Origin of the sequence: Arthrobacter sp. PAMC25564 (genome assembly GCF_004798705.1) — a bacterium.
Classification (GTDB): domain Bacteria; phylum Actinomycetota; class Actinomycetes; order Actinomycetales; family Micrococcaceae; genus Arthrobacter.
The window spans coordinates 2,212,760-2,237,705 of sequence record NZ_CP039290.1 but is presented as its reverse complement, the minus strand read 5'-3'; the positions used below and the strand labels follow the sequence as shown (position 1 = coordinate 2,237,705).

The 24,946-nt window shown below is 66.0% G+C and carries 25 protein-coding genes, 1 tRNA gene and 1 other RNA gene; 11 read left to right on the top strand and 16 right to left on the bottom strand.

Annotated elements, in window-relative coordinates; translation table 11 throughout:
- Positions 1-81 precede the first annotated feature (81 nt).
- The 3 genes from E5206_RS10400 (at position 82) to def (ending at position 2,047) form a co-directional block, all read left to right on the top strand.
- Positions 82-154 (top strand) — tRNA-His (locus tag E5206_RS10400).
- Positions 155-274: 120 nt separating this feature from the next.
- Complete coding sequence (locus E5206_RS10395) at positions 275-1,429, top strand: acyl-CoA dehydrogenase family protein (RefSeq protein ID WP_136322417.1); 1,155 nt, start codon at positions 275-277, stop codon at positions 1,427-1,429.
- 45 nt (positions 1,430-1,474) lie between these two features.
- Positions 1,475-2,047, top strand: coding sequence for a peptide deformylase (gene def / locus E5206_RS10390; RefSeq protein WP_136322416.1), 573 nt, complete (start codon positions 1,475-1,477; stop codon positions 2,045-2,047).
- A 27-nt stretch (positions 2,048-2,074) separates the two neighbouring features.
- On the opposite strand, the gene ppk2 is transcribed toward def, so the two are convergent.
- The gene (gene ppk2 / locus E5206_RS10385) at positions 2,075-2,956 is read right to left on the bottom strand and encodes a polyphosphate kinase 2 (protein ID WP_136322415.1); all 882 of its coding nucleotides are present in this window, start codon (positions 2,954-2,956) and stop codon (positions 2,075-2,077) included.
- A 133-nt stretch (positions 2,957-3,089) separates the two neighbouring features.
- On the opposite strand from ppk2, the gene E5206_RS10380 reads away from it, so the two are divergent.
- Positions 3,090-4,061: a 1-phosphofructokinase family hexose kinase gene (locus E5206_RS10380; protein ID WP_205759895.1), complete on the top strand. Its 972-nt coding sequence runs from the start codon at positions 3,090-3,092 to the stop codon at positions 4,059-4,061.
- A 28-nt stretch (positions 4,062-4,089) separates the two neighbouring features.
- Here the strand turns inward: E5206_RS10380 and E5206_RS10375 are convergent, their stop codons facing one another.
- The 5 genes from E5206_RS10375 to rnpB form a co-directional block, all read right to left on the bottom strand.
- Positions 4,090-4,386 (bottom strand): hypothetical protein, encoded by a 297-nt coding sequence (locus tag E5206_RS10375; protein ID WP_136322414.1) that lies wholly within the window; start codon positions 4,384-4,386, stop codon positions 4,090-4,092.
- 65 nt (positions 4,387-4,451) lie between these two features.
- On the bottom strand, positions 4,452-5,279 hold the full coding sequence (locus E5206_RS10370; protein ID WP_136322413.1) for an HNH endonuclease family protein: 828 nt from the start codon (positions 5,277-5,279) through the stop codon (positions 4,452-4,454).
- A 100-nt stretch (positions 5,280-5,379) separates the two neighbouring features.
- Positions 5,380-5,589 (bottom strand): hypothetical protein, encoded by a 210-nt coding sequence (locus E5206_RS10365; protein WP_136322412.1) that lies wholly within the window; start codon positions 5,587-5,589, stop codon positions 5,380-5,382.
- Positions 5,590-5,700: 111 nt separating this feature from the next.
- A complete protein-coding gene (locus E5206_RS10360) occupies positions 5,701-7,155 on the bottom strand; it encodes a glyceraldehyde-3-phosphate dehydrogenase (RefSeq protein ID WP_240689630.1) in 1,455 nt (484 codons plus the stop codon).
- Between the two features lie 304 nt (positions 7,156-7,459).
- Positions 7,460-7,853, bottom strand: an RNA gene (gene rnpB / locus E5206_RS10355) — RNase P RNA component class A.
- Positions 7,854-8,038: 185 nt separating this feature from the next.
- Here rnpB and E5206_RS10350 point away from each other — a divergent pair.
- Both E5206_RS10350 and E5206_RS10345 read left to right on the top strand, forming a co-directional pair.
- A complete protein-coding gene (locus E5206_RS10350) occupies positions 8,039-8,860 on the top strand; it encodes a slipin family protein (protein ID WP_168709314.1) in 822 nt (273 codons plus the stop codon).
- 47 nt (positions 8,861-8,907) lie between these two features.
- Positions 8,908-9,672, top strand: coding sequence for a peroxide stress protein YaaA (locus E5206_RS10345; protein WP_136322409.1), 765 nt, complete (start codon positions 8,908-8,910; stop codon positions 9,670-9,672).
- Between the two features lie 65 nt (positions 9,673-9,737).
- On the opposite strand, the gene E5206_RS10340 is transcribed toward E5206_RS10345, so the two are convergent.
- Together E5206_RS10340 and E5206_RS10335 are read right to left on the bottom strand one after the other, a co-directional pair.
- Positions 9,738-10,475: a C4-type zinc ribbon domain-containing protein gene (locus E5206_RS10340; protein ID WP_136322408.1), complete on the bottom strand. Its 738-nt coding sequence runs from the start codon at positions 10,473-10,475 to the stop codon at positions 9,738-9,740.
- 61 nt (positions 10,476-10,536) lie between these two features.
- Positions 10,537-11,454: a Nif3-like dinuclear metal center hexameric protein gene (locus E5206_RS10335; RefSeq protein WP_136322407.1), complete on the bottom strand. Its 918-nt coding sequence runs from the start codon at positions 11,452-11,454 to the stop codon at positions 10,537-10,539.
- A gap of 99 nt (positions 11,455-11,553) precedes the next feature.
- Between E5206_RS10335 and msrA the strand changes: the two genes are divergently transcribed.
- From msrA to epsC, 3 genes are all read left to right on the top strand, one after another.
- Complete coding sequence (gene msrA / locus E5206_RS10330; RefSeq protein ID WP_136322406.1) at positions 11,554-12,078, top strand: peptide-methionine (S)-S-oxide reductase MsrA; 525 nt, start codon at positions 11,554-11,556, stop codon at positions 12,076-12,078.
- Positions 12,079-12,146: 68 nt separating this feature from the next.
- Positions 12,147-13,082, top strand: coding sequence for a cysteine synthase A (gene cysK, locus E5206_RS10325; protein WP_136322405.1), 936 nt, complete (start codon positions 12,147-12,149; stop codon positions 13,080-13,082).
- Positions 13,083-13,122: 40 nt separating this feature from the next.
- Positions 13,123-13,707: a serine O-acetyltransferase EpsC gene (gene epsC, locus E5206_RS10320; RefSeq protein WP_136322404.1), complete on the top strand. Its 585-nt coding sequence runs from the start codon at positions 13,123-13,125 to the stop codon at positions 13,705-13,707.
- 24 nt (positions 13,708-13,731) lie between these two features.
- Here the strand turns inward: epsC and E5206_RS10315 are convergent, their stop codons facing one another.
- Entirely contained in the window at positions 13,732-14,565 is an 834-nt protein-coding gene (locus tag E5206_RS10315; RefSeq protein WP_136322403.1) for an oxidoreductase, read from the bottom strand.
- 173 nt (positions 14,566-14,738) lie between these two features.
- A complete protein-coding gene (gene gndA / locus E5206_RS10310) occupies positions 14,739-16,175 on the bottom strand; it encodes an NADP-dependent phosphogluconate dehydrogenase (RefSeq protein ID WP_136322402.1) in 1,437 nt (478 codons plus the stop codon).
- A 238-nt stretch (positions 16,176-16,413) separates the two neighbouring features.
- Between gndA and E5206_RS10305 the strand changes: the two genes are divergently transcribed.
- Positions 16,414-17,142, top strand: coding sequence for an FCD domain-containing protein (locus tag E5206_RS10305; protein ID WP_136322401.1), 729 nt, complete (start codon positions 16,414-16,416; stop codon positions 17,140-17,142).
- 22 nt (positions 17,143-17,164) lie between these two features.
- Here the strand turns inward: E5206_RS10305 and E5206_RS10300 are convergent, their stop codons facing one another.
- The 3 genes from E5206_RS10300 to E5206_RS10290 are packed head-to-tail and all read right to left on the bottom strand — an operon-like array spanning position 17,165 to position 19,945.
- On the bottom strand, positions 17,165-18,232 hold the full coding sequence (locus E5206_RS10300; RefSeq protein WP_136322400.1) for an L-idonate 5-dehydrogenase: 1,068 nt from the start codon (positions 18,230-18,232) through the stop codon (positions 17,165-17,167).
- A complete protein-coding gene (locus E5206_RS10295) occupies positions 18,232-19,002 on the bottom strand; it encodes an SDR family oxidoreductase (protein ID WP_136322399.1) in 771 nt (256 codons plus the stop codon). Before E5206_RS10295 ends, E5206_RS10300 begins: the two co-directional genes overlap by 1 nt.
- 13 nt (positions 19,003-19,015) lie before the next feature.
- Positions 19,016-19,945 (bottom strand): NAD(P)-dependent oxidoreductase, encoded by a 930-nt coding sequence (locus tag E5206_RS10290; protein WP_136322398.1) that lies wholly within the window; start codon positions 19,943-19,945, stop codon positions 19,016-19,018.
- 74 nt (positions 19,946-20,019) lie between these two features.
- Between E5206_RS10290 and E5206_RS10285 the strand changes: the two genes are divergently transcribed.
- The gene (locus E5206_RS10285; protein ID WP_136322397.1) at positions 20,020-21,084 is read left to right on the top strand and encodes a D-2-hydroxyacid dehydrogenase; all 1,065 of its coding nucleotides are present in this window, start codon (positions 20,020-20,022) and stop codon (positions 21,082-21,084) included.
- Between the two features lie 249 nt (positions 21,085-21,333).
- Here the strand turns inward: E5206_RS10285 and E5206_RS10280 are convergent, their stop codons facing one another.
- From E5206_RS10280 to E5206_RS10270, 3 genes are all read right to left on the bottom strand, one after another.
- Positions 21,334-22,683: an MFS transporter gene (locus tag E5206_RS10280; protein ID WP_136322396.1), complete on the bottom strand. Its 1,350-nt coding sequence runs from the start codon at positions 22,681-22,683 to the stop codon at positions 21,334-21,336.
- A gap of 165 nt (positions 22,684-22,848) precedes the next feature.
- Entirely contained in the window at positions 22,849-23,646 is a 798-nt protein-coding gene (locus E5206_RS10275) for an IclR family transcriptional regulator (RefSeq protein ID WP_136322395.1), read from the bottom strand.
- A gap of 257 nt (positions 23,647-23,903) precedes the next feature.
- Positions 23,904-24,734, bottom strand: a complete 831-nt coding sequence (locus tag E5206_RS10270; protein WP_136322394.1) for a fumarylacetoacetate hydrolase family protein — start codon at positions 24,732-24,734, stop codon at positions 23,904-23,906.
- Positions 24,735-24,946: the final 212 nt, after the last annotated feature.

Sequence of the window (24,946 nt, the reverse complement as noted above, 5' to 3'; positions counted from 1 at the left end):
ACCACCCCCGAACAACAGGTAAGCTATTTGTCGTTGCCTTTTCAGCCAGCCGGTAAGCCGGAAGGCGTGCCGAGGCACATGGTGGGCGTAGCTCAGTTGGCAGAGCGCCTGGTTGTGGTCCAGGAGGTCGCGGGTTCAACCCCCGTCGCTCACCCTCATGAAGGACGGCAGTGATTGTCCGACCTTAGACAAAGGCCGTACCGGTTATCCGGTGCGGCCTTTGTTGTCTGTCCGGTCCCGTCTGTCCCCGGATCTGTCTATGGAAGGAACCGCCATGAAGCGCAAGCTCTTTGAAGAAGACCACGAGATGTTCCGCGAGATGGCTGCCGAGTTCAATGCGCGTGCGGTGGCCCCTCATTACGCCCAGTGGGACAAGGACCACATGATGTCCCGGGAGCTGTGGACGGCGGCGGGCGGGCAGGGCCTGCTGGGACTCGCGGTCCCCGAGGAGTTCGGCGGCATGGGCATGGACGACTACCGATTCCGCGCCGTGCTGGACGAGGAATTCGCCAGGAGCAACCACCTCGCCGTCGGCCTTGCCTTCCACCTGCATGACGACCTGGTCCTCCCCCACCTGCTGGCCTACGGCTCCGAGGACCTCAAGTCGCGCTGGCTTCCCGGCATGGTGTCCGGCGAGACGGTCACCTCCATCGCCTGGACCGAACCCGGTGCCGGCTCCGACCTGCGCGGCATCCGCGCCAAGGCAGTGCGCGACGGCGACGACTGGCTGGTCAGCGGCCAGAAGACGTTCATCGGCAACGGCATCTCCGGGGACGCGTCCCTCGTCCTGGCCCGGACCGACGGCGGCACCGGCCGCGGCAGCCACGATTCGTTCTCGCTGTTCATGGTCCGGAAGGGCGAGGGCTACAGCACCGGCAAGCAGCTGGACAAGATGGGGCTGAAGGCCTCCGACACTGCGGAGCTGTTCTTCGACAACGTCCGCGTCCCGCACGCCGATCTCGTGGGCGAGGCAGGCAAGGGCCTGCAGTACGCCGCCGAGCAACTCCCCCAGGGCCGGCTCGCGATCGCCGTGGCGAGCTCCGCCGTCGTCCGCGCCATCTATGAGGCGACCGTGCGCTACACGAAGGAGCGCAACGCCTTCGGCGAACGGATCATCGACTTCCAGAACAGCCGCTTTGAACTCGCCGACATCCTCACCGAGGTCGAGGTCACCGAGACGTATGTGGACCAGGCGATCCTTGCGTTCAATGCCGGGGAACTCGACGCCGCGTCCGCCGCCCGCGTGAAGCTGTGGGCCTCCGAGCGCGCCAAGTCCGTGACCGACCGCTGCCTCCAACTGCACGGCGGCTACGGCTACATCCTGGAATACCCCGTGGCGCAGGCCTACCTCGCGGCCCGGCTGCTCACCATCTTCGGCGGCACCAATGAGATCATGCGCGACGTCGTCGGCCGCACCATCGCCGACTGACCGTCACAAGACAAGCTGCCGACAGCACGGGAGGAACCAACTGATATGACAGTTTTGCCCATCGTGATCTGGGGCGAGCCCGTGCTGCACCGCCGGGCCGCCGAGGTGGAAGTCTTCGACGACGGACTCCGGACGCTGATCGCCGACATGTTCGAGACCAACGACGCCGCCAACGGCGTCGGCCTGGCCGCGCCGCAGGTCGGGGTGGGCAAGCGGCTCTTCATCTACAAGTTCGAAAACGACGACGGCGTCCCGCCCTCCGGTGTTGTGGTTAACCCGGTACTGACCCTCTCCAAGGTCTCCGGCGCTCTGCCGGACCCGGACGAGGAAGTGGAAGGGTGCCTGTCCTTCCCCGGCGGCCAGTACCCGCTCAAGCGCGCCGAGTGGGTGCGTGTGCAGGGCTTCGACGGCTACGGTAAGCCGGTGGAGTTCGAGGCGACGGACTGGTTCGCGCGCGTGCTCCAGCACGAGTACGACCACCTCGACGGCAAGCTCTACGTCAACAGGCTGATCGACCGGTACTCGCGCAAGGCGATGAAGCAGGCCAAGAAGAGCGGCTGGGGCGTCCCGGGGCTGACCTGGATGCCCGGCGTGGACCCGGACCCGTTCGGGCACTGACGACTGCCGGCAGTGCCCGGCGGAGGGCTACCGGTGTTGGTGCTTTTCGAGGCTCGCCGCGTAGTCCGGAACATAGCGGAAGAGTTCCCGTGGCGGGCGGGTGTAGTTGACCGCCTGGGGCCTCTTTGGCAAAGTCACCGGCTCCGTCCGCACCTCGGTGTAGTCGATGCCGGAGAGCAGATGCGCGATCATGTTGATCCGGGCCCGGCGTTTGTCCTCCGCTTCCACCACGTACCAGGGCGATTCGGCGGTGTCCGTCTGCACGAACATTTCGTCCTTGGCCCGCGAGTAGTCTTCCCACCGGAGGATCGCTTCCCGGTCCATCGGTGAGAGCTTCCATTGCCTCAGCGGATCATCCAGCCGGGACTTGAAGCGCCGCTCCTGCTCTTCATGGCTGATCGAGAACCAGTACTTGAAGAGCAGAATGCCGTCCTGGATCAGCAGCCGTTCAAAAACCGGACACTGCGCCATGAAGCGCTTATGTTCCTCGGGCGTGCAGAAGCCCATCACATGTTCGACGCCGGCCCGGTTGTACCAGGAACGGTCCATCAGGACGATCTCCCCGGCCGCCGGAAGATGCTCCACATAGCGCTGGAAGTACCATTCCCCGCGCTGCCTTTCCGTCGGGGACGGCAACGCCACTATCCGGGCAACGCGCGGATTGAGGTACTCCGTGACCCGCTTGATGGCGCTCCCCTTGCCGGCGGCGTCCCGTCCCTCAAAAATCACCAACACCCGCGCACCGGTGCTGCGGACCCATTCCTGAAGCGCGACCAGCTCAGCCTGGAGACGCAACATCTCGGCTTCATAGGTGTCGAGGTCAAGCCGGACGGACCGCTCCCCCGCGTGTCCAGGCCCGATCCCTTTGCCGCCGCGCCCCTTGGCCGCGCCGTCCTTACGATGTGCCATGCTTCCCGTTCCAGTCGTCGCGGCAGACGGAAATCCCTGCCGCGCCCATTCTTGCGGAGCAGCTGACTGCCCACAAGGGGACGCCGTCCCTGCCTTACGGGCGCTCCGGGCCCGGTCTTCTATGCTTGGGCGCATGGAAGCCTCAACACGGACGGCGATGCAGCCTATTCTCACGCTCACCGTGAATCCTGCCCTGGACATCAGCACGTCGACTGAACAGGTCACCAGCGGCCACAAGTTGCGGTGCAGCCCCAGCCGTCTTGACCCGGGCGGCGGCGGGGTGAATGTGGCCCGGGTCGTGCAACGCCTGGGAGGGCGGACGCTGGCGGTCTACACCGCCGGTGGACCCACCGGGGAGGCATACCGACGGCTTATCGAAGCCGAACGGATCCCCACCCTGGTGGTGCCGATTCAGGGCAGTACCCGCGAGGACTTCACCGTCGATGAGACGACGACTGGAAAGCAGTTCCGCTTCGTTCTCCAGGGCCCGGAGTTGAGTGAGTCCGAATGGCGCGCCTGCCTGGCACTCGTCGAAGAGTCCATCCCGGTGGGCGGATACGTGGTCGCCAGCGGCAGCCTGCCGCCGGGGGTTCCTGACGACTTCTATGCCAGGGTGGCCCGCCTGGCCCGCGGGCACGATGCGCGTTGCATCGTGGATGCCTCCGGGCCGGCACTCGCCGAGGCTCTCGCCGAGGGGGTCTTCCTGGTCAAACCCAGCCGGCGGGAGCTCGGCGTCCATGTCGGAGCAGCGCTCGAGAGCGATGAGAGCCAGGTCGAGGCGGCCTCCGCCCTCGTGGCGGACGGCTCCGCGGAACACGTCGCCCTGACCCTTGGCGGCGAAGGCGCCGTGCTCGCCTCGAAGTCTGGAACACTTCGTTTGTCCGTGCCGCAGGTGCAGGTGCGAAGCACCGTCGGAGCCGGCGACAGCTTCCTCGCCGCCTTTGTGCTGCGGTTGGCGCAGGGGCGCACTCTTGAGGCGGCGTTCCGGGCGGCCGTCGCCGCCGGAACCGCGACAGTGACGACGCCCGCCACCGAGCTGTGCAACCGGGCCGACGTCGAACGTCTCGAGTCCGGTCTCGCGGCTGCGGTGGAGGGCCGGCCCTAGCGTGGCCAGTGGGCTGCTGGAGCGCCGATCAGGGCATCACCTTGTACAGGTCGACGACGGTCTCCTCAGGCGGCGAGGCAAACCCGCCCTCGATGCCGGCCTGCATCCGGGGCATGAGGATGCCGTCGCGGAATTTCTCCCAGCTCTCCTTCGATTCATGGACCGCCATGATTGTCCATCCACCGGCAGAAGCGCCACCGGCGTGAAAGACCTGGCCCTCCGGCAAGCGGCCTTCACCGGGATGAACCGCGGCGATGGACGCCTCGTACTGTTCCTTGGTTCCCCCGGGAAAAAAGTGCACAACTCCGTAGGCGGTGGAAGCCATTTCTGCTCCTAGAATGGTGGGTTGTAGCTGACACGCCCAGTTCTAGACCCCCGGTACTTTGCCTGTCAATGAGCCTGGGCTTCAGGGCCGGTTCCCGGGCGCGGAACAATGGTCTGCTGCTGGGGGCACGCGCCGAGGACCCGCTTCATCGCCTCCTTCTCCGCCGGGGTCACCCACAACCGGTAGGCCGCCTTGACGGAGATCTGCCGGGCGACGTAGTGGCAGCGGAAGGCCTTGTTCGGCGGCAGCCAGGTGGCGGCGTCGGACGCGCTCTTGTCCTGGTTAGCGGGACCGTCGACGGCGATCAGGTTCAGCGGATCGTTTGCCAGGTGCTGGCGTTGTTCCGCGGTAAGCTGCTGGGCCCCTTTTTGCCAGGCGTCGCCGAGGGCCACGACGTGGTCGATCTGCACGTCCTTGCTGCTCTCTGCCCCCCGGCGGAAGGTGATGGCGCGGCCCGTGTACGGTTCCTGGAATGTCCCGCCGGCCACCCGGCACCGCGAACCTTCGGTGAATTCGGCGTCGGCCAGGTCGCGGCGGAGGATGTCGTTGCGGGTGTCGCAGCCGTTGCGGTCAACGTCCAGCCAGGCCTGGCCGAAGGCGCTCCGGTCATAGTTGTCCTTGGCGGCGCGGCCCTTGACCGCAAGGGTTTCCAGCGCGGCGGCCGCCGCTCCCTGCGGGACGGGGCGGACAGGAGCCACGGCTTTCATCCAGCCGTCGGCCAGCACCGGGGCTTCGGTGGGGCCGGTGGACGGGGGCTCCGACGCGGCGAACTGGCCTGCGGTGAAGAACCAGAACAGGCATCCGAGTAACGCCGCGGCCACGGCAGCCAGCAGGACCCAGGCCTGGCGGGAACGCCGGCGGGCACGCCGGAACTCCGTCCAGGTGATGCTCACGACGTTTTCCGGTGGGGGTTTTCCTGCTGCACCCCCAAAGCCTAGGCCAGGGCTCCGACATTGAAGGTGTTATCAACAGTGTGGAGGACAGCTGGCCAGGTTACTGCTCCTTGGTCACGCGCCTGAGGTCTTCATTGGCTACGTCCAGCAGCGCCCGCAACTGGTTGACCCTGGCGTCGTCGATCTCGCCGGCCCCGTGCTTGGCGAGGGCATCGTCGAGGAGGCGCTGGGCTTCCTTGGCGTTCCGCCGCGCAATGTCCAGTGCGTGCTCCAGGGTGGTTTCATGCTCCACAGCGGGGTTCTGTTCCATGGCTCCATTGTGGTTCCCTTTCCCGGCCGATTCCAGAGCATCGGCCGGGAAAGGAGCAAATAAGTCCCGGTCAGGGATGTGCGGTCAGTCCGCCGCTATGAGGCGCGTCTATCAGGCCTCGACGGAGAGACCGGCGGCGGCCAGGACCGAGGCCGCGTCCTTGGCGGGGAACGACGGCGGGTTCACGCCGGCCATTTCCTCCATGACGCGGACAACCTGGCAGCTGTAGCCGAACTCGTTGTCGTACCAGACGTAGAGCACAAGATTCTTGTCGTTGGAGATGGTGGCCAGGCCGTCGACGATGCCTGCCCGGCGGGAGCCAACGAAGTCTGTGGAGACAACCTCGGGGGAATCGATGTAATCGATCTGCTTGCGCAGCTCCGAGTGCAGCGACATTTCCCGCAGGTATTCGTTGACCTCGTCCTTGCTGGTGCCGTTTTCCAGGCTCAGGTTCAGGATGGCCATGGAAACGTCCGGGGTGGGGACGCGGATGGCATTGCCCGTGAGCTTGCCTTGGAGTTCCGGCAGGGCCTTGGCGACCGCCTTGGCGGCACCCGTCTCGGTGATGACCATGTTGAGGGCGGCGGAGCGTCCGCGCCGGTCACCCTTGTGGAAGTTGTCGATCAGATTCTGGTCGTTGGTGAAGGAGTGGACCGTCTCGACGTGGCCGTGCACGACGCCGTAGCGGTCATTGATGGCCTTCAGCACGGGGGTGATGGCGTTGGTGGTGCAGGAGGCCGCGCTGACGATCTTGTCGGCTTCGGTGATCGAGCCGTGGTTGATGCCGTGCACGATGTTCTTCAGCTCGTCCTTGCCCGGTGCAGTGAGCAGCACGCGGGAGACGCCCTTGCTCTGCAGGTGCTGGGACAGCCCTTCGGCGTCGCGCCAGCGGCCCGTGTTGTCGACGACAAGCGCGTCGTGGATGCCGTAGGCGGTGTAGTCAACCGTGGCCGGGTTGTCCGAGTAGATGACCTGGATCTGGACGCCGTTGGCGGTGATGGTGTCATTCTCGAGGTCCACCTTGATGGTGCCCTCGAAGGAGCCGTGGACCGAGTCGCGGCGCAGCAGGCTGGCGCGCTTGGTCAGGTCGTTGTCCGAGCCTCGCCGGACCACGATGGCGCGCAGGCGCAGGCCGTGGCCGCCACCGGCCTTTTCGATCAGGAGGCGGGCCAGGAGCCGGCCGATGCGTCCGAAGCCGTAGAGGACGACGTCGGTGCTGGTGCGGTCGTCGGCGCCGCGTTTGCCCACGACCTCGGCGAGTTCTTCACGGAGGAATTCATCAAGGGTGGCGCCGTTGCCTTCGGCCCGGTACTTTTCGGCGAGTCGGGCGACGTCAATGGCGGCCGCACCCAGTTCCAGCTTTGTCAGGGCCTCCAGCAGCGGAGCGGTCTCTTCGAGGCGCAGCTCTTCTTTGCTCATCCGGCGGGCGAAACGGTGCGCCTTCAGGATGCTCATGGTGGACTTGTTGATCAGGCTGCGGCCGTGGATGCTGGTCACCACGTTGTTCTCGCGGTACAGCCGGCCGATGAGTGGAATCATGGCCTCGGCGAGCGCCTCCCGGCCCATCCACGTATCAAGACAAGAATCTGATGTCTGGCTCACAGAACTACCTTCCTAAAATCCACCACATACGTCCGCGTATATGGAAGTCGGCCGCCGGAGGGTGTCCGGAACCTAGCCGCCGGCGGGGATTCGGTCCACCCCGGGCGCCTGCATGAAGTGCAAAGAAAAGCCACCGGCTGCGAACGCAGACCCGGCGGCAGAACTTCTACGTTCGCTAACCATTCTAGGGCGGCGGCGCGGCTGCCGGTGGCGGGTGCGGCGTGAAATCACTCACACCTGCGGGGGCGGCCGGCGCCGCGGCGTGGGTGGGATGGGTTGACCGATACGCCGGGTTCTGTGTTCCCGCGCCGTTACCGGCACGGGAGTAGCGGCCATCCATCTACGAACGCCGTTGCCGACGCCCTCCAGCGGCCTACCCGGACACTCGGGCGAGCAGCCCTCAAACGTGCCCTGTCTGGCCTTGCTCCGGGTGGGGTTTACCTAGCCTTCCCGGTCACCCGGGAAGCTGGTGGTCTCTTACACCACCGTTTCACCCTTACCTGCACTGCCGCCTGTGCAAGCACACGCGGCAGGCAGGCGGTCTGTTCTCTGCGGCACTGTCCTGCGGGTTACCCCGAGTGGGCGTTACCCACCACCCTGCCCTGCGGAGCCCGGACGTTCCTCGAGCCACTTGCGTGACGCGCGGCCGCCTGGCCAACCCATCCGCTGTCCATTCTACGGGCTCCTTGCGCCCGGCACGGCCGCAGTCCCGGAGGGCAGACGGGCCCCCGGATCCCGGTCCTTTTCCGCGCCCCGGTGGGACAATGGAACCGGGAGATTATCCTGCGGGCTCCGCACTGTAGGGCTCTTCATGCAAACAAATTCCGGCAATCAGGAGGAGATCCGGATGGACCTCACCAGCGTCGTCATTCTCATCGTCGTCGTCATACTGCTGCTGACGCTGGCCCGGATGTCCATCCGGATTGTGCGCCAGTACGAGCAGGGCGTCCTCTTCCGGCTGGGCAGGGTCGTCGGGGTGAGATTGCCCGGGCTGCGCTTCATCATTCCGGTGATCGACAGGCTCCCGCTCGTCAGCCTGCGGATCGTGACAATGCCGATCCAGTCGCAGGGCATCATCACCCAGGACAATGTGAGCGTCGACATCTCCGCAGTTGCGTACTACCGGGTGGTCGATGCCGTGAAGTCCGTCGTGGCGATTGAGAACGTGGCTGCGGCCATCAACCAGATCGCACAGACCACGCTTCGGAAAGTCGTCGGCCGGCACAGCCTGGACCAGACGCTGTCCGAGACCGAACGCATCAACAGCGATATCCGGGAGATCCTGGATGCCCTCACGCTGGAATGGGGCGTTGAGGTCACCCTGGTGGAGCTCAAGGATATCCAGCTGCCCGAGAGCATGAAGCGTGCCATGGCGCGGCAGGCGGAGGCAGAGCGGGAGAAGCGGGCCAAGATCATCGCGGCGGAGGGCGAGTCCATCGCCGCCGCCGCCCTGGGCGCGGCCTCGGACATCATGATGGCGCATCCCCTGGCCCTGCAGCTGCGCAACCTCCAGTCCCTGGTCGAAATCGGTGTGGACAAGAACACCACCGTCGTCTTCCCTGCACCCCTGATGAGCACCATCGGGGAGCTCTCCGCCTTCCTTGCCCGCGAAAACCAGGCGGCCCAGGCGGCAGCGCCGGCGTCCGCCACAGCGATCAAGGCGGCGTAGGCCGTCGTCGGACACCCGGCCTGATCGGGCGCCGGTAAGATCGAACGGTGCTGATTCTGTTGCCGCCCTCCGAGGGCAAGACCCCCGCTGTTGGCGGCAACGCCGTCGACTGGACCTCGCTGAGCTTTCCCGGACTCAACACCTGCCGGGCCAAAGTCCTGGAATCCCTCGGGACGGTCAGCGCGCACGAGGATGCCCTGGCGCTGCTCGGCGTCGGCGCCTCGCTTAAGGCCGACGTCGAACGCAACACCCGGCTGCATGCCGAACCGGCGGCCCCCGCGCACCAGGTCTATTCCGGCGTGCTGTACGACGCACTGGGCTACGACTCCCTGACGGCGTCGCAACGCAAGAAGGCGGACGGGTCCGTGCTGGTCATTTCCGCGCTCTGGGGCGCTATCCGCTTCGCGGACCGGGTGCCGGCCTACCGGCTGTCGATGGCGACTGCGCTGCCCGACGTCGGACGGCTGGCGTCCTTCTGGAAGCCGGCGCTGACGGATGCCCTTACCGCCGCCACGGACGGCGAACTGCTGGTGGACTGCCGCTCCAGCACCTACACGGCGGCGTGGACTCCCCCGCCTGCGCAGACTGTCGCGGTGAATGTCTTCAGCGAGGTTGACGGTGTGCGCAAGGTTGTCAGCCATTTTGCCAAGCACACCCGCGGCGAGCTGGCGCGGCATCTGCTGCAGCGCCGCGGCAAGGCGCCGCAGACCCCCGCGCAGCTGCTGAAGGCCTCGGCCGAGAAGTGGACCGCCGAACTCGTCCAGGGCACGGCCCGGAAGCCGCACACCCTGAACATCATCCTGCCCAACTGACCCGCATTAGGTGCCGTTTTGGGCGCCCAAAACGGCACCTAATGCGGGTTACTTGGGGGTCGAGGCTAGACCCACTCGGACGAGCGGACCAAGATGCAGCCCGAATCCGGGCAGAACACGATGTCGTCCTCGGCCGCGGCCTTGATCTCCGCCAGATCCCCGGGGCTGAGCTGCATGCCGGAGCCTTCGGAGGTGCCGTGGAACAGCCGGGCTGCGCCGACGCCGCGCTTCGCCAGGGTCTTCTCGTAGACTGCCAGCAGGCCCGCGTCCAGCCCTGCGGCGAATTCTGCGCGGCGTCCGCGGACCACGGTGGCCTCCGCGGCGATCTCGGCCAGCGCCTCATCCAGTTCGGCGCGGATGACGCCGAACGAGCCCTGGATGTCATCGACGATCTGCTGCTGGGCCGCCTGCCTCAGCCGCAGCGAGTCCAGCCGTTCCAGGACCTCCAACTCGACGTCTTCGAGGTCCGAGCGGCGCTTGTTGAGCGAGACAAGGTCACGCTGCAGGGCCACGAGGTCCTTGGACAGGCCGGTGCCGCTGTTGAGCTTCGCCTCGTCGCGTTCGATCCGGGACGCCACCTGCTCCACGTCCGCCTCGGCGCGCTTCAGTTCCAGTTCGGCGTCGTGGACGGCCATCTTCGCGCCACCGAGCTCGCTGTGCGCAACACTGAGGGCGGCTTCAAGATCGGTGATCCGGGAGTCGCTTTCAAGGGCCAGGCGGCGGTTGGACAGGGACTTGAGCTTCGCATCGAGTCCCTGCAATTCGAGCAACTTCAACTGTTCCGCCGGTGCTGCCTTGGCCACTATTACCTCCGCTTGTTCCCTTCCGGCCGGGGCCGGGCACCTTATCGGCGCTTAGTAGACTCTAGTCCCCGCCCGGAGTCAGAATGAAGTCCCAGGGGTCGCTGTTGGTGCTGCTGACCCGGATGTCCACCTCGTGCCCCTGGTCGGTCAGGACGTTCCCGAGCGCCGCCGCGGCCGCAGGCAGCCACAGCCACTCGCTGGCGAAGTGTGAGACGTCGATCAGGTAGGGCCGGCCGCCGACGGCGCCCTCGCGGGCTTCCGACGCCGGATGGTGCCGAAGATCCGCCGTCACGTAGACGTCGGCGTTGCTGGCCCGGACGGCGCCGAACAGGGAATCCCCGGCGCCGCCGCACACGGCGACGCGCCCGACGAGGCCGTCCGGGTCGCCGGATACCCGCACCCCGCCGGCGACGGACGGGAGGATGCCGAAAACCCGCGCCGCGAAGTCGCCCAGGGTCAGGACGTCGGGCAGGTCACCGACCCGGCCGATGCCTTCCTCCGGGAGCCCGTTCGCGGCCGGAGTCAGCGGTGCCACGTTCTGCAGCCCAAGGGCATCGGCCAGGACATCGGATACGCCTCCGACGGCGGAATCGCCGTTGGTGTGGACGGTCAGGAGGCCGGTTCCTGACTCGATCAGGCGGTGGACGGCCTTGCCCTTGGCCGTATTGGCCGCGACCGATGTCACGCCTCGAAGCAGCAGCGGGTGGTGTGTGATCAGCAGTTCGGCGCCAAATTCGATGGCCTCCTCGATCACTTCCAGCGTCGGGTCGACGGCGAAGAGGATCCGGCTCACGCCGGCCGAGGGATGCCCGGCCACGAGGCCCACCTCGTCCCATTCCTCGGCAAGTGATTCGGGCCAGAGTTCCTCGACGGCGAGCAGGATGGTTCCGATCGTGGCGGCAGCGTCTGTGGCCGTGCCGGTGGCAGCCTCAGTGCCTCGGGCCGGCTCAACTGAAACGTCGGTGTTCACTGGTTCCATAACCTCATTCTTACCTTATGGAGTGACCGGCCCCACGTCCGAGGGCATTAAACAGGCGGCTTCGGGAATCATCCGGGCCGTTCAACCATTGAACAGGGCATGAGAACTTTTGTACTCGGCGGGGGCTGCTTCTGGTGCCTCGACGCCGTCTACCAGATAACCAAGGGCGTCAGCTCGGTCGTGTCGGGCTACACCGGAGGGCATGACCGCGACCCCGACTACTATTCCGTGTGCTCGGGAACCACCGGCCACGCCGAGGTCGTGGCGGTGACCTTCGACGAGGATGTGATCCCGGCGGAGGTCATCCTGGACATGTTCTTCGCGCTCCACGACCCCACCACGCTGAACCGGCAGGGTTACGACGTCGGGACCCAGTACCGCTCCTCGATGTTCTACCAGACGACGGACGAGAAGATCCTCTTCGAAGAGGCGATCGACCGCAACCAGCCGCTGTGGGGACACCGGATTGTGACCGAGGTCAGCCGGCTGCCCGTGTTCCATGTGGCGGAGGATTTCCACCAGAACTACTACGCCAAATATCCGGAGCAGGGCTATTGCCAGGTGATCATCAACCCGAAGCTGGCCAAGGCCAGGAAATATTACTCTGCATGGCTTAATGCTTAGCTAGGGTCCGCGCGCGCTCGTTACGCTGACCTCAGCAATCCCCTCTTCAGAGATAGGCACATATCCACATGGCACGGATCTATGACGATGTTACCCAGCTGGTTGGCGGCACTCCGCTGGTTCGGCTCAACCGGCTCACCGAGGGGCTCGACGCTACGGTGGCCGTCAAGCTGGAGTTCTACAACCCGGCCAACAGCGTCAAGGACCGCATCGGCGTCGCCATTGTTGATGCTGCCGAGAAGTCCGGTGCCCTCAAGCCCGGCGGAACCATCGTCGAAGGCACCTCCGGCAACACCGGCATCGCCCTTGCCATGGTCGGGGCGGCACGCGGTTACAAAGTCATCCTGACCATGCCGGAAACCATGTCCACGGAACGCCGTGTCATGCTCCGTGCCTACGGTGCCGAAATCGTGCTGACCCCGGGTTCCGAGGGCATGCGCGGCGCCGTCGAGAAGGCCCAGGCGATCGTCGCCAGCACGGAGAACTCGATCTGGGCCCAGCAGTTCGCCAACGAAGCCAACCCCGAGGTCCACCGCAGGACGACCGCGGAGGAAATCTGGACCGATACCGACGGCAAGGTGGACATCTTCGTGGCCGGCGTCGGCACCGGCGGAACCGTGACCGGCGTCGGACAGGTCCTCAAGGAGCGCAAGCCCGGCGTGCAGATCGTGGCCGTAGAGCCGAAGGACTCCGCCCTCCTCAGCGGCGGCCCCGCCGGCCCGCACAAGATCCAGGGCCTCGGCGCCAACTTCATCCCGGAAATCCTGGACACCAACGTCTACGACGAGGTCCTGGACGCCACCCTGGAAGATTCTGTCCGCGTCGCCCGTGACCTCGGCGTCAAGGAAGGCATCCTGGGCGGCATTTCCTCCGGCGCGATCGTCTGGGCGGCCCTTGAACTGGCCAAGCGCCCGGAGAACGCCGGTAAACTCATTGTTGCTGTTGTCTGCGACTTCGGTGAGCGCTACATCTCCACCGTGCTGTACGACGATATCCGCGGCTGAGTCCAGCCCGCTGTCCCACGATTCCTGTAGAAAGGTCTTTGTGAGCTTTTTCGCAAGACTTAAAGAAGACCTCGATGCCGCCCGGTCGCATGACCCGGCGGCTCGGGGTTCTTTTGAGAACTTCTTTGCCTACTCCGGCCTGCATGCGATCTGGTTCCACCGCCTGACGCACAGGCTGTGGCAGAACCCTGCCCTGCGGTTCCCGGCGCGGCTGATTTCCCAGCTCGCCCGGTTCCTTACCGGGATCGAGATCCACCCCGGTGCGACGATCGGCCGGCGTTTCTTCATCGACCATGGCATGGGCGTGGTCATCGGCGAGACGGCCGAAATCGGCGAGGACGTCATGATCTATCACGGCGTCACCCTCGGCGGGCGATCCCTGGCGAAGGTCAAGCGGCACCCCACCATCGAGGACCGCGTAGTGATCGGCGCCGGGGCCAAGATCCTGGGCCCCATCACCATCGGCCGGGACAGCGCCGTGGGCGCCAACGCCGTCGTGGTCAAGGACGCCCCGGCCGAATCGATCCTTACCGGCGTGCCGGCCACCTGGCGCCACCGGGACGCGCAGCGCGAGACCAAACCCGCCGTCGACCCGGCCGAATACCTGATCGAATACCGCATCTAGCCCCCACGGCCCCGCCGGGGGATGCTAGGCCGGGAACCGCTTGTAAATGTTCCAGATCACGACATCGAACACCCGGTCCGGCAGCAGGCGGCGCAGCAGCAGGATGGCCCGCGCCCCCTTGCCCACCGGATAGCGGGTCTTCGGGCGCGGGGACGTCGCGGCGTGCACGATCGCGTCCGCAATCACGTCCGGATGGGTGGACATCGCGGAACCGTCGGTGGACGCCAGCGCCGCCGCCACGATCTTCGCCTGATCCATGTAGGGGCCGTGGCCGGACGTGGCCAGCAGGCTCTCGCCGGAGATCGCGCCCCATTCCGTCTGGGTACCCGCCGGTTCAATGATCGCGACGTCGATGCCGTGCGGCTTGAGCTCTATCCGCAGGGAGTCACTCAGGCCTTCCACGGCGAACTTGGTGGCGTGGTACCAGGCGCCCAGCGGCTCGTACATCTTCCCGCCGATGGAGGACACATTGATGATCCTCCCCCGGCCCGCGGCCCGCATCGCGGGGAGCACCAGCTGCGTCATCCGGGCCAGGCCGAAGATGTTGACGTCGAACTGGCGCCGGCCTTCGGCGAGGTCCACCTCCTCCAGCGAACCGTAGGACCCGTAACCGGCGTTGTTGACGAGGACGTCGATCCGGCCGTGCGCGGCGAGCACTTCGCCGACGGCGGCGCTCATGGACTCCTCGTCCGTCACATCCAGCGACAGGACCGTCACACCGTGGGCCTTCAGCGGCTCCATCTTCTCCACCCGGCGGGCCCCGGCGTACACGGTGAAACCGTGCGCCGCGAGCTTCTTCGCCGTTTCAAAACCGATACCGGTCGACGCACCGGTGACAAACGCTACTGGCTGGGGCACTTCCGGACTCCTGAACTCTGGGGGCTGCTCGGATGCTGCTCGCCCGGCGCATCTGCTACGGAACACGAACGGCCGGCGCCCCCAGAGTATCCGGAAAGCGCCGGCCGTTCACGGTGGCTGCGGTGGCCTCCCGCCCCCTGGCGTCAGCCCCGGGTTTTCAGGCCCGCTTGAGCCTAGTGTGTGTCGACGGCCTCGATTTCGGACTTGTCCTCGCCCCAGAGGGTGTGGAAGGTGCCCTCGGCGTCGACGCGGCCGTAGGTGTGGGCGCCGAAGAGGTCGCGCTGGCCCTGGATGACGGCGGCCGGCAGGCGCTTGCGGCGCAGGCCGTCGTAGTAGGCCAGCGAGGAGGAGAACACCGGCACCGGGATGCCGAGCTGGACCGCCGTGGAGACGACCCGGCGCCAGGCCGGGAGGACCTCGGCGATGGCCTTGGTGAAGGCCGGGGCGAAGAGCAGGTTCGCCGGTTTCTGGTCCGCGGCGTAGGCCTTGGTGATCTCCTTGAGCAGTTCGGCGCGGATGATGCAGCCGCCACGCCACAGCGAGGCGATCTCGTCCAGCTTCAGGTCCCAGCCGTATTCCTTGGCCGCGGAGCCCAGCATGTCCAGGCCCTGCGCGTAGGAGACCAGCTTGGACGCGTACAGTGCCTGGCGGACGTCCTCGACGAAGCCTTCCGGGACCTCGACGGCGGCCTCCCCGCCGGCGAGCAGGTCCTGGGCCAGGGCGCGCTGCTCGGCCTGGGAGGACAGGGCCCGGGCGAAGACGGATTCGGCGATGCCCGAGACCGGGGAGCCGAGCTCGAGCGCGGAGATGACCGTCCAGCGGCCGGTGCCCTTCTGGCCGGCCGCATCCACCACGACGTCCACGAACGGCCTGCCGGTCCTGGCGTCGACGTGGCCCAGGACCTCCGCGGAGATCTCGATCAGGAAGGAGGCCAGATCGCCCTTGTTCCACTCCGTGAAGATCCTGGCCTGTTCGGCCGGTTCGATCCCGGCACCGGAGCGCAGCAGGTCGAAGGCTTCCCCGATGACCTGCATGTCCGCGTATTCGATCCCGTTGTGGACCATCTTCACGAAGTGGCCGGCGCCGTCGGTGCCGATCCAGGCGCAGCACGGCTTGCCGTCCACATGGGCGGCGATCTTTTCCAGCAGCGGGCCCAGCGCGTCGTAGGACTCCCTCGAGCCGCCGGGCATGATGGAGGGCCCGTTCAGGGCGCCCTCCTCGCCGCCGGAGACGCCGATCCCGACGAAGTGCAGGTCCTTCTTCGCGAGGGCGGCTTCGCGGCGGCGGGTGTCCTCATAGTGGGAGTTGCCCGCGTCAATGATGATGTCGCCGGCCTCCAGCAGCGGTTCGAGCTGCTCGATCACGGAGTCCACCGGCTTGCCGGCCTTGACCATGATCAGGACGCGGCGGGGCTTTTCCAGCGAATCAACGAGTTCCTGGAGCGTCTCCGTGCGGATGAAGTCGCCGTCCGCACCGTGCTTTTGCAGGAGCGCGTCCGTCTTCTCCACGGACCGGTTGTGCAGGGCAACGGTGAAGCCGTTCCGGGCCAGGTTACGGGCAAGGTTGGCCCCCATCACCGCAAGGCCGGTGACACCGATATGTGCTGACATCAAAACTCCAATTCATTCTGTGCAACGAGTGCAGTTCGTCCCGCGGTTGCTGCGGGACACGGTTCTTGGGATCAGTGGCTGTCAATAAACCATATGTATTCCGCCGGCTACGGGAAAGTAGCGCCCACGTTCCGGAATACGCGCCGTCCGGACCAGTCTATGTTTCCGGGCGCCCTCCCTGCCGGTCCGGGGCTGGAATGGCCGCTGTGTCCCCGTGCACAGCACTATGCTTACGACTATGTCAACCAGCCTCCACCATCGTGCCGTTGAGAACCTCGGAACCCGCATCGTCGCGGGCGACCTGCCCACCGGCCACGTCATGCTGGCCGAGCAGCTCGAAGCCGAGCTGAAGGTCTCCCGCTCCGTGGTCCGGGAGGCCGTCCGCGTCCTGCAGTCCCTGGGCCTTGTCGAAACCATCAAGCGCGTCGGCATCCGTGTCCTGCCGGCGAACCGCTGGAACCCCTTCGATCCCCAGGTGATCCGCTGGCGCCTGTCCGGCGAAGGCCGCGGTGCGCAACTGCGCTCCCTCGCCGAGCTGCGCACCGCCGTCGAACCCGTGGCGGCTGAGCTGGCGGCCGTCAACGCCCCCGAAGAACTCCGGCGTGAGCTGGTGGAGGTTTCCCACGCCATGCGCGACGCCGGCCAGGCCGGTGACGTGGCACGGTTCCTGGAGCTGGACATCCTCTTCCATTCCCTGCTGCTGACCGGCTCCGGCAATGAGATGTTCGCCAACATGGTGGGCCAGGTTGCCGAAACCCTGACCGGACGCACCGTCCACGGCCTGATGCCGGACCACCCCCGGACGGCTGCACTGCAGTGGCACGTGGACCTGGCGGAAGCGATTGCCGCCGGAAACGCCGTCAAGGCCCGGGAGGTCTCGAACCAGATCATGCGCGGTTCCATTTCGGAGCTGGAGCCGACGTGGAAGGGCCAGCCCAGGGTGTTCGTCCCGGTGCAGCGCCGCTGACCCTACATCCTGGCGGCGGGGCTCACTCCTCCGGGGCCGGCCTGAAGTCCAGGAGCACCTTTCCGGAAACAGCTGAGTTTTTGGCAACTTCGAAAGCCTCCAGTCCATCGTCCAGCGTGAAGGTGTGGGTGACCACCGGGTCCACGAACAGTGATCCGTCCGCGAGTGCGCCAATCACCTCATCAATTTCGTCATTGAAGCGGAAGGAGCCCAGCAGCTCCAGCTCGCGGGTGATCGCCAAGGAGATTGGGACGGGCTGCGGGCCGGAGGGCAGGAGCCCCACCATCACGACCTTGCCGCCGCGGACGGCACCCTTGATCGCCGAGGCCAGGCCGTGATGGCTGCCCGAGGACTCGATGACAACGTCCGCTTCCACCGCCGCGATGGCCTCGGCGTCGTCGCCCTTGAGGACCTCGTCCGCGCCCACGGCGCGGGCTGTTTCCAGCGGCCTGGCGTGCATGTCCACGGCCACGATCCGCTGCGCACCGGCGCGTTTGAGGACAGCCACGGCCAAGGCTCCGATGGGGCCGCTGCCGATCACCAGGGCCGTCTTTCCGACCACGTCGCCGGCACGCGAGACGGCGTGCCAGGCCACGCTGGCCGGTTCCACCAGGGCGGCGGTCCTTAGCTCCAGGCCTGCGGGCAACGGACGGAGCATCCGGGCAGGAAGGGTGGCGTACCGGCTGAAGGCCCCGTCTGTGTGCGGGAAACGTGCGGCACTGCCCAGGTAGGTGCAGCCCGGGGAAAGGTTCGGACGGTCTTCGGGGTACCGGGCGGCGCCCGGACGCGGCGTGGCGGGATGCACGGCGACAGCCGTGCCGGCCGCGGGCCCTGTGCCATCCTCGGCCGCCCGGAGCACGGTTCCCACGATTTCGTGGCCCAGGATCATGGGCGCCTTGAGGACTGATTCACCCGCAGCACCGTGCATCCAATAGTGGAGGTCCGAGCCGCAGATGCCGCCGAAGGCGACTTCGACGACAGCTTCATCGGGCGCCGGTACGGAGACAGGGATGTCCTCGATCCGGAGATCGCCCGCGGCATGGGCCACCACCGCGGCCGCCGTGGCCGGAAGTTCGTTCACGCCGCCCATCAGACCACCACCGTCATTCCGCCGTCGATGAAGATCGTCTGGCCGTTCACGAAATTCGAACCGTCAGACGCCAGCCACACAGCCGGGCCGGCCAGGTCCTGCACGGTCCCCCAGCGGTGTGCCGGGGTCCGGCCCAGGATCCAGGAGTTGAATTCCTCATCGTCCACGAGGTTCTGCGTCATTTCGGTGTGGATGTAGCCGGGCGCGATGCCGTTGATCTGCAGGCCGGATCCGGCCCACTCCGCCGTCATGGCCCGGGTCAGGTTCCGGAGTCCGCCCTTCGCCGCTATGTAGGGGGCGATCGTGGGCCGGGCGAGGTCCGTCTGGACGGAGCAGATGTTGATGATTTTGCCGCGGCCGCGCGGGATCATGTGCCGCGCGGCCTCACGCCCCACGAGGAATGCGCTGGTCAGGTCCGTGGAAATCACCCGTTCCCAGTCGGCGACATCCAGCTCCAGCATGGGCACACGGTGCTGGATGCCGGCGTTGTTCACCAGGATTTCGAGCGGTCCCACGTTTTCTTCCACCCAGGCCACGCCGCGGGCCGCCTCGGAGTCGCGCGTTACGTCGAAGGCGCAGCTGTGAACCCGGCCGGGCGGGTAGTCCGCGGCCATAGCGGCTTCTGCGGCCTTGAGCCGTTCGGGGTTGATGCCGTTGAGCACCACCGTGGCGCCGGCGTCAGCCAGGGCCCGTGCCAGGGCATTGCCGATCCCGCGGCTGGAGCCGGTGACCAGCGCGGTCCGGCCTGTCAGGTCAAAAAGTGCACTCATGGTTCGTTGTTCCTCAATTGGTCTTGGCTGTTTTGTTGCATCTGGCGATGCCGCTGAGATTGGAGATTGTTTGCCGAACGACGGCGAGGTCCCGGTCCCCCAGTCCCTGGCGCAACAGTGCCGCATAGAGTTCGACGCCGGCGTCCGCCATCGGTACGGCGGCGTTTACGGCGGCGGCGCTTTCGAGCACAAAGGACAGGTCCTTGTGCATGAATTTGGCCGGCCCTGTGGGCTTGTAGTCCTTGGCGGCGAGCCGGGGCCCCACGATGTCCAGGACCCTGCTGCCGGCCAGGCCGCCCGCGAGCACCTCATAGAGGGCCGCGACGTCCATGCCCGAGCGTTCGGCGAGTTCCGCGGCTTCGGCGAGTGCCGCCGTCGTGGTTCCCACGATGAGCTGGTTGCAGGCCTTGGCGAGGGATCCCGAGCCCAGCGGCCCCAAGAGCCGCACAGTGCTGCCCATCGCGCTGAAAAGCGGCAGGAGCCGCTGGAAGTCCTCTTCGTTTGCCCCAGCCATGATGGCCAGGGTCCCTTCCACGGCACCTTTGGTGCCGCCGCTCACGGGAGCATCGACGACGACGGCGTTTCCGCCGCTCGCCCGGGTCACCCGCGCCCCGAAATCCTTCACCGCGGCCGGCGAGACGCTGCTCATGACGACGACGGCGGTCCCGGCGGCCGGCGGCTTCGCGGACCAGCTGGCCAGGAGTCCCGCGGCCGAGGCTTCGATGTAGGAAAGATCGGGCAGCATGAAGATGATGACCGGCTTGTCGCGCAGACCTTCCACCTCGGCCACCCGTGCGCCGCCGAGGGCTTCGAGCCCGTCAAGTGCAGCCGGTGAGCGGTTCCAGGCGGTGACGGCCCATCCTGCCTTGAGGAGGTTCGCTGCCATTGGCGAGCCCATAAACCCCAGGCCCACAAAACCGGCTTCCTTCCGGTCCGTATCCATGTTGCCTCACTTCTTTGTGGTTGATTCAGCGGTTAATCTTCAAAATCTGTTCAATATCCTATCCTCCATTCAGTATGATGAACACTATGACGTCTAAAACCACCGTCGCGATCGCCGTCCCGCTCGAAGCAGAGCTTGTGGAGCGCATCCGCGCAGTAGATCCTTCCGTTACCGTCCTCTACGAGCCAGAGCTGTTGCCGCCGGAACGCTTTCCGGCAGACCACTCGGGAGATCCGGACTTCCGCCGGACGCCTGAGCAGGAAGAGCGTTACTGGGGCATGCTCAATAAGGCTCAGGTCCTGTACGGGTTCCCCAACGAAAGCCCCGCCGGCCTCGCGCGGATTGCGCGGGAGAACCCACATCTGCAGTGGGTCCACGCCATGGCCGCCGGCGCCGGAGGAGCCGTCAAGGCCTCCGGCCTGGACACGGAAGAACTGTCAAAGTTCAAGGTGACAACCTCGGCCGGCGTGCACGCCCTGCCGCTCGCGGAATTCGCGGCGCTTGGTATCCTGAATGGCTTCAAGCGCAGCGCCGAGCTCGCCGTGGACCAGGCGGCCAGGGTGTGGCCTGAACTGCGCACTCCGACCCGCCTCGTCAACGGCTCGCGACTGGTCATCACGGGGCTGGGCGAGATCGGGCTTGAGACTGCACGGATCGCCCGCGCGCTGGGCATGACGGTCAGCGGCACCAAGAGGACCGTGGAACCCATCGACGGCATCGAGGAAGTCGCGGACAACGACGGCCTCGTCGGCCTGCTGGCCACGGCGGAAGCCGTCGTCAACACCCTTCCCGGCACGCCGTACACCGAGAGGCTCTTCAACCGCGAAGTTTTCGCGGCCATGAAGCCCGGAACTGTCTTTGTGAACGTGGGCCGCGGCACCGTTGTGGACGAGGAAGCCCTGCTGGAGGCGCTCGGGAACGGCCAGGTCTCGTATGCGTGCCTCGATGTGTTTGCCGTGGAGCCGCTCCCCCAGGACAGCCCGCTGTGGAACCACCCGAAGGTTATGGTTTCCCCGCACACGTCCGCCCTCAGTGCTGCAGAAAACCGCCTGATCTCCGAGCGCTTCTGCTCCAACCTGCGCACCTTCCTCGGCGGCGGCGAACTCCCCCATCTCGTCGACACGGTGCACTTCTACTGAGTCCCGAAGGCTATTCCACTATTCCAAACAGGCGGCCCCTCCGGAAACGGAGGGGCCGCCTGTTTGCGTTGGTCACGGGCCGCCCCGCCGATACCCGCCCCGTCCGACGACGCGTTTCTGGTACGGCGACTCGCGGATGCCCGCGTCGCCAGGCAATGCCCGCGTCGCAAAACGGCCGTGGCCCCTTCCTGTCTGGAAGGGGCCACGGCCTGGGGTCTCACAGACGGCGGCCTGGGGAGCCAGGAGCGCCTAGCTCGCGTCCTCCGTGAGGAGGAGGTCGCGTCCCACCGTCTCGGGGGTGAAGAACGTGGTGACAAACGAGATGAGTGCAAGGACCAGCGAATAGACGGCGAGCACCAGCCAGGAGTAGTTCGTGGCGGCCAGGAGCGCAGCGCCCACCAGCGGAACAAGTCCGCCCGCCATGACGGCAGAGAGTTCACGACTCATGGCCACGCCGGTGAACCGGTACTGCGAGCCGAAGAGTTCGGGCAGGAGCGGGCACTGCGGGCCGAGCATCGACTGAACGCCAAGGGCAATGCCCACCACCATGACTGTCCAGACGAGCGTGACATTGCCCAGCGTCACCAGATAGAACGCCGGCAGCGCGATGAGGGCCTGGAAGAGGGCGCCGTAGCGGTAGACGGGCACCCGGCCGAACCTGTCCGACAATGCACCGAAAGTCACCACCATAACGGCGGCGAAGCCGGCGGCGATGAGCAGGCCCACCGGGCCGATGAACTTGTCGCCGGGGAAGACCCCGTCCTTGGCTGCCAGGAAGGCGATGAGCAGGGCCGAATAGATCGAGGAATTCCCGTTCTCGCCCATCCGCAGGCCAATGCCGATCAGCACGTTCTTCTTGGAGTGCTTCCAAAGTTGGCCGATGGGGTTCTTGACCACACTCTTGTGCTTCTCCAGCTCCTGGAAGACGGGCGTTTCCTTCAGCCGCAGCCGGATGAAAATGGCCACCGCAATCAGGATCACACTCGCCAGGAACGGTACCCGCCACAGCCAGCCTTCAAGGACGGCCTTGTCTGCCATGGCAATCAGGGCAAACGTTCCGGCACCGAGCAGGGTGCCCAGCTGGATTCCGACGAAGGGCAGCGAGGCGAAGAAGCCACGACGGCGGCGCGGTGCAACTTCGGAAATCAACGTGGTGGCGCCCGCCTGCTCAGCGCCGGCGCCCAGGCCCTGGAGGATGCGCAGGGTCACCAGGAGAACGGCGCCCAGCATGCCGGCCTGTTCGAACGTCGGCAGCAGACCTATGGCGAAGCTTGCGGTACCCATCAGGCCGATAGTGAGGATGAGGACCATTTTGCGGCCGAACCTGTCGCCGATGACGCCGAAGATCATTCCGCCGAAAGGCCGGGCCGCGAAACCCACCCCGTACGTGGCAAACGATGCGATCAGGGCTCCGTTGTCGCCGAGCGGCTTGAAGAACAGCGGGCCGAAGATCAGGGCCGAAGCCAGGCCATAGATGTAGAAGTCGTAGTACTCCAGAGCGGAGCCCACCGAGCTGGCAAGAGTTGCCCTTCGCAGCTGGTCCGGATCGACGACGGCGTCGTCGGCTTCAGCCAGCGGTGTATTAGTACGAGTTGTCACAAGCACTCCCTCAAGAACACTCCAGACCCCCGTTGGCCTGGTGGGATAGGAACAACACCTGAGGCGCCGATCACTATGTTGAACAGCGTACAACATAGTGATCAGTTAGCCAATGCATAATCAGATTTAAGTTTCAGTCGCTCAATCGGCGGGACGGGGCCGGCTCTACCCCATGGGATTGCCCAGCGACCGGGCGAGTTCCTTCAGTTCTTTCACCATCATTGCGCCCTGTTCTTCCGAGTAGGTGGCCTTCAGCGCAGTGACCGACAGGCCCAAGCTGGGTCCGTGCGCACCGCGCGTCGGGACCGAGACGGCCAGGCATACGACCCCCGTGGTCGATTCCTCATCCTCGAAGGCGTAGCCCTGCTGCCGGATGACGGCGAGTTGGGCCTTGAGCTCGGCCCCGGTCCGCAGCGACTTCGGAGTCAGGACGGGCAATGGGGAGTCGTCGGCGAACATGGCGTCGATGTCATGGTCGTGGAGCCGGGCGATGAGCGCCTTGCCCACGGCACAGAGCGAAACCGGCATCTTGTCGCCGATATTCGACGTCAGGCGCACGGCGGGGTGGCCCTCATAGCGGGCGAGGTAAATGACATTGGCGCCGTCCAGCATAGCTATCCGGACAGTTTCGCGGGACAGCGTTGGCGCCTGCTCACAAAACCTGTAGAACTCCTGCACCTCGTCCAGGCGGCTGAGATACGCTGCACCGAGCTCAACGAGCTTGCGCCCGAGCGTAAACTCGGCGCCCTGCCGGTTGACGAGCCGGGCTTCCTCGAGTGCAAGCAGAAGGTTGGAGGTGGAAGACTTCGGGATTCCCAACTCCCTGGCGAGGTCGCTGAGGGTGAGCCTTCCGGTGGCAGAGGCGGCCAGGGCCTCCAGCACCGCCGCGGCGCGGGTGACCGCCGGTGCGGGTGAGGCGCTCCCCGGCACGTCAGAGGTTCGGGAAACTCGGGAATCGGCCATGATTCTCCTTCAGGTATCGCGCGCATGTCGCCGGAGCCATTCGAATGCTGTTCAATCAGCTGAACACTAACCATCATAATGTCTGGCCCCGGAAATCCCACCCTGGTGCGGCACTCCGCCCAAGGCACTTTCCTGATCCGGTGAAACGTCGGCGACGGAGTCCAGGCAGGCTCACGAGCAGCTCACCCGTTGAGAAAACCCGGTCGCGGCAGGTCATCCCATCGGTCAGGCCTGTCACGCGATGCTGGCGAATACAGTCAAGCTGCGGCCACCACCGGATTCGTAAGCTCGCCGATGCCTTCAATGTGGCAGGTAACGGTGTCGCCGGGAACTATGCGCGCGCACTCGGCGGGGAAGCCCGTGAGCACCAGATCGCCAGGGTGCAGCGTCATAAAGGAGGTGAGGTAGACGAGGATTTCCTCCACCCCCCAGCCGAGATCGGCGGAGCTGGCCGCCTTGAGCTCCGTGCCGTTGTGCTTGATCCCGATCGCCAGGTTGGCGCCATCCAGCTCCGTGACGATCCATGGCCCTGCCGGAGTGAACGTATCCTGGCTTTTGGCGCTGATCCACAACTCGTCGGATTTCTGCAGGTCCCGGGCGGAGACGTCGTTTCCGATGGTGAAACCCAGGACTGCGGTCCGTGCGTTGCCGAGCGTCAGTCCGCGGACTTTGCTTCCGATGACGATTGTCAGTTCCGCTTCCGGGTCAACGCGGCCCACGCCTGGCCGCAGTTCTATTGCGTCTCCCGGACCGACCACACTGGTCGCTGCCTTGTGGAAGGCCTGGGGCGGGAGATTGCGGCCCGCCGGGCCGGTGTTGTGCGCCATGCCCAGGACGTTGGCCGGGACGCTTGGCGCCAGGAAAAGGAACGAGCCCTCCTCAACCGTGTCACCGGTTTCCCAACCAGTGCGCGGTGCGCTCCCGGCATTGGCCAAGGAACCGGGAAACGGCGTGTCCGTCACCGTCCACGCCTTTCCTGCTTCACTGTCGAAGTCCAGGGCGTCATTTGTGACGAAAAAGTGTTCGGCATCCGAAAGCCGTGACAGGGGACGGACTCGGGCAATTCGGAGGGCACTCGTGGCGGTCATGAAGACATCCTAGGTCCCCGGCCGGGGCCGGTGCCGGAATGTGTCAGGCCAGGGCGGCGGACCCGGAAGCCAGTGCCGTTGCACCCCCTGTGGGCCTTGATGAAGGCAACTCCGAGGTGTGTGGCCGTCCGGTTCGTTGACTCCCTGGCGGGTGGTTGCGGGGCCTGTGGGGTCAGGTTCGTTATTTCACATTTCCTAATATTCACGGTATA

Excerpts from the sequence above, each read along its gene's own strand:
- E5206_RS10395 (WP_136322417.1), top strand. The coding sequence starts at position 275 with ATGAAGCGCAAGCTCTTTGAAGAAGACCACGAGATGTTCCGCGAGATG.
- def (WP_136322416.1), top strand. The coding sequence starts at position 1,475 with ATGACAGTTTTGCCCATCGTGATCTGGGGCGAGCCCGTGCTGCACCGC.
- ppk2 (WP_136322415.1), bottom strand. The coding sequence starts at position 2,956 with ATGGCACATCGTAAGGACGGCGCGGCCAAGGGGCGCGGCGGCAAAGGG.
- E5206_RS10380 (WP_205759895.1), top strand. The coding sequence starts at position 3,090 with ATGGAAGCCTCAACACGGACGGCGATGCAGCCTATTCTCACGCTCACC.
- E5206_RS10375 (WP_136322414.1), bottom strand. The coding sequence starts at position 4,386 with ATGGCTTCCACCGCCTACGGAGTTGTGCACTTTTTTCCCGGGGGAACC.
- E5206_RS10365 (WP_136322412.1), bottom strand. The coding sequence starts at position 5,589 with ATGGAACAGAACCCCGCTGTGGAGCATGAAACCACCCTGGAGCACGCA.
- E5206_RS10360 (WP_240689630.1), bottom strand. The coding sequence starts at position 7,155 with ATGGGCCGGGAGGCGCTCGCCGAGGCCATGATTCCACTCATCGGCCGG.
- E5206_RS10350 (WP_168709314.1), top strand. The coding sequence starts at position 8,039 with ATGGACCTCACCAGCGTCGTCATTCTCATCGTCGTCGTCATACTGCTG.
- E5206_RS10335 (WP_136322407.1), bottom strand. The coding sequence starts at position 11,454 with ATGGAACCAGTGAACACCGACGTTTCAGTTGAGCCGGCCCGAGGCACT.
- msrA (WP_136322406.1), top strand. The coding sequence starts at position 11,554 with ATGAGAACTTTTGTACTCGGCGGGGGCTGCTTCTGGTGCCTCGACGCC.
- cysK (WP_136322405.1), top strand. The coding sequence starts at position 12,147 with ATGGCACGGATCTATGACGATGTTACCCAGCTGGTTGGCGGCACTCCG.
- gndA (WP_136322402.1), bottom strand. The coding sequence starts at position 16,175 with ATGTCAGCACATATCGGTGTCACCGGCCTTGCGGTGATGGGGGCCAAC.
- E5206_RS10305 (WP_136322401.1), top strand. The coding sequence starts at position 16,414 with ATGTCAACCAGCCTCCACCATCGTGCCGTTGAGAACCTCGGAACCCGC.
- E5206_RS10300 (WP_136322400.1), bottom strand. The coding sequence starts at position 18,232 with ATGGGCGGCGTGAACGAACTTCCGGCCACGGCGGCCGCGGTGGTGGCC.
- E5206_RS10295 (WP_136322399.1), bottom strand. The coding sequence starts at position 19,002 with ATGAGTGCACTTTTTGACCTGACAGGCCGGACCGCGCTGGTCACCGGC.
- E5206_RS10290 (WP_136322398.1), bottom strand. The coding sequence starts at position 19,945 with ATGGATACGGACCGGAAGGAAGCCGGTTTTGTGGGCCTGGGGTTTATG.
- E5206_RS10285 (WP_136322397.1), top strand. The coding sequence starts at position 20,020 with ATGATGAACACTATGACGTCTAAAACCACCGTCGCGATCGCCGTCCCG.
- E5206_RS10275 (WP_136322395.1), bottom strand. The coding sequence starts at position 23,646 with ATGGCCGATTCCCGAGTTTCCCGAACCTCTGACGTGCCGGGGAGCGCC.
- E5206_RS10270 (WP_136322394.1), bottom strand. The coding sequence starts at position 24,734 with ATGACCGCCACGAGTGCCCTCCGAATTGCCCGAGTCCGTCCCCTGTCA.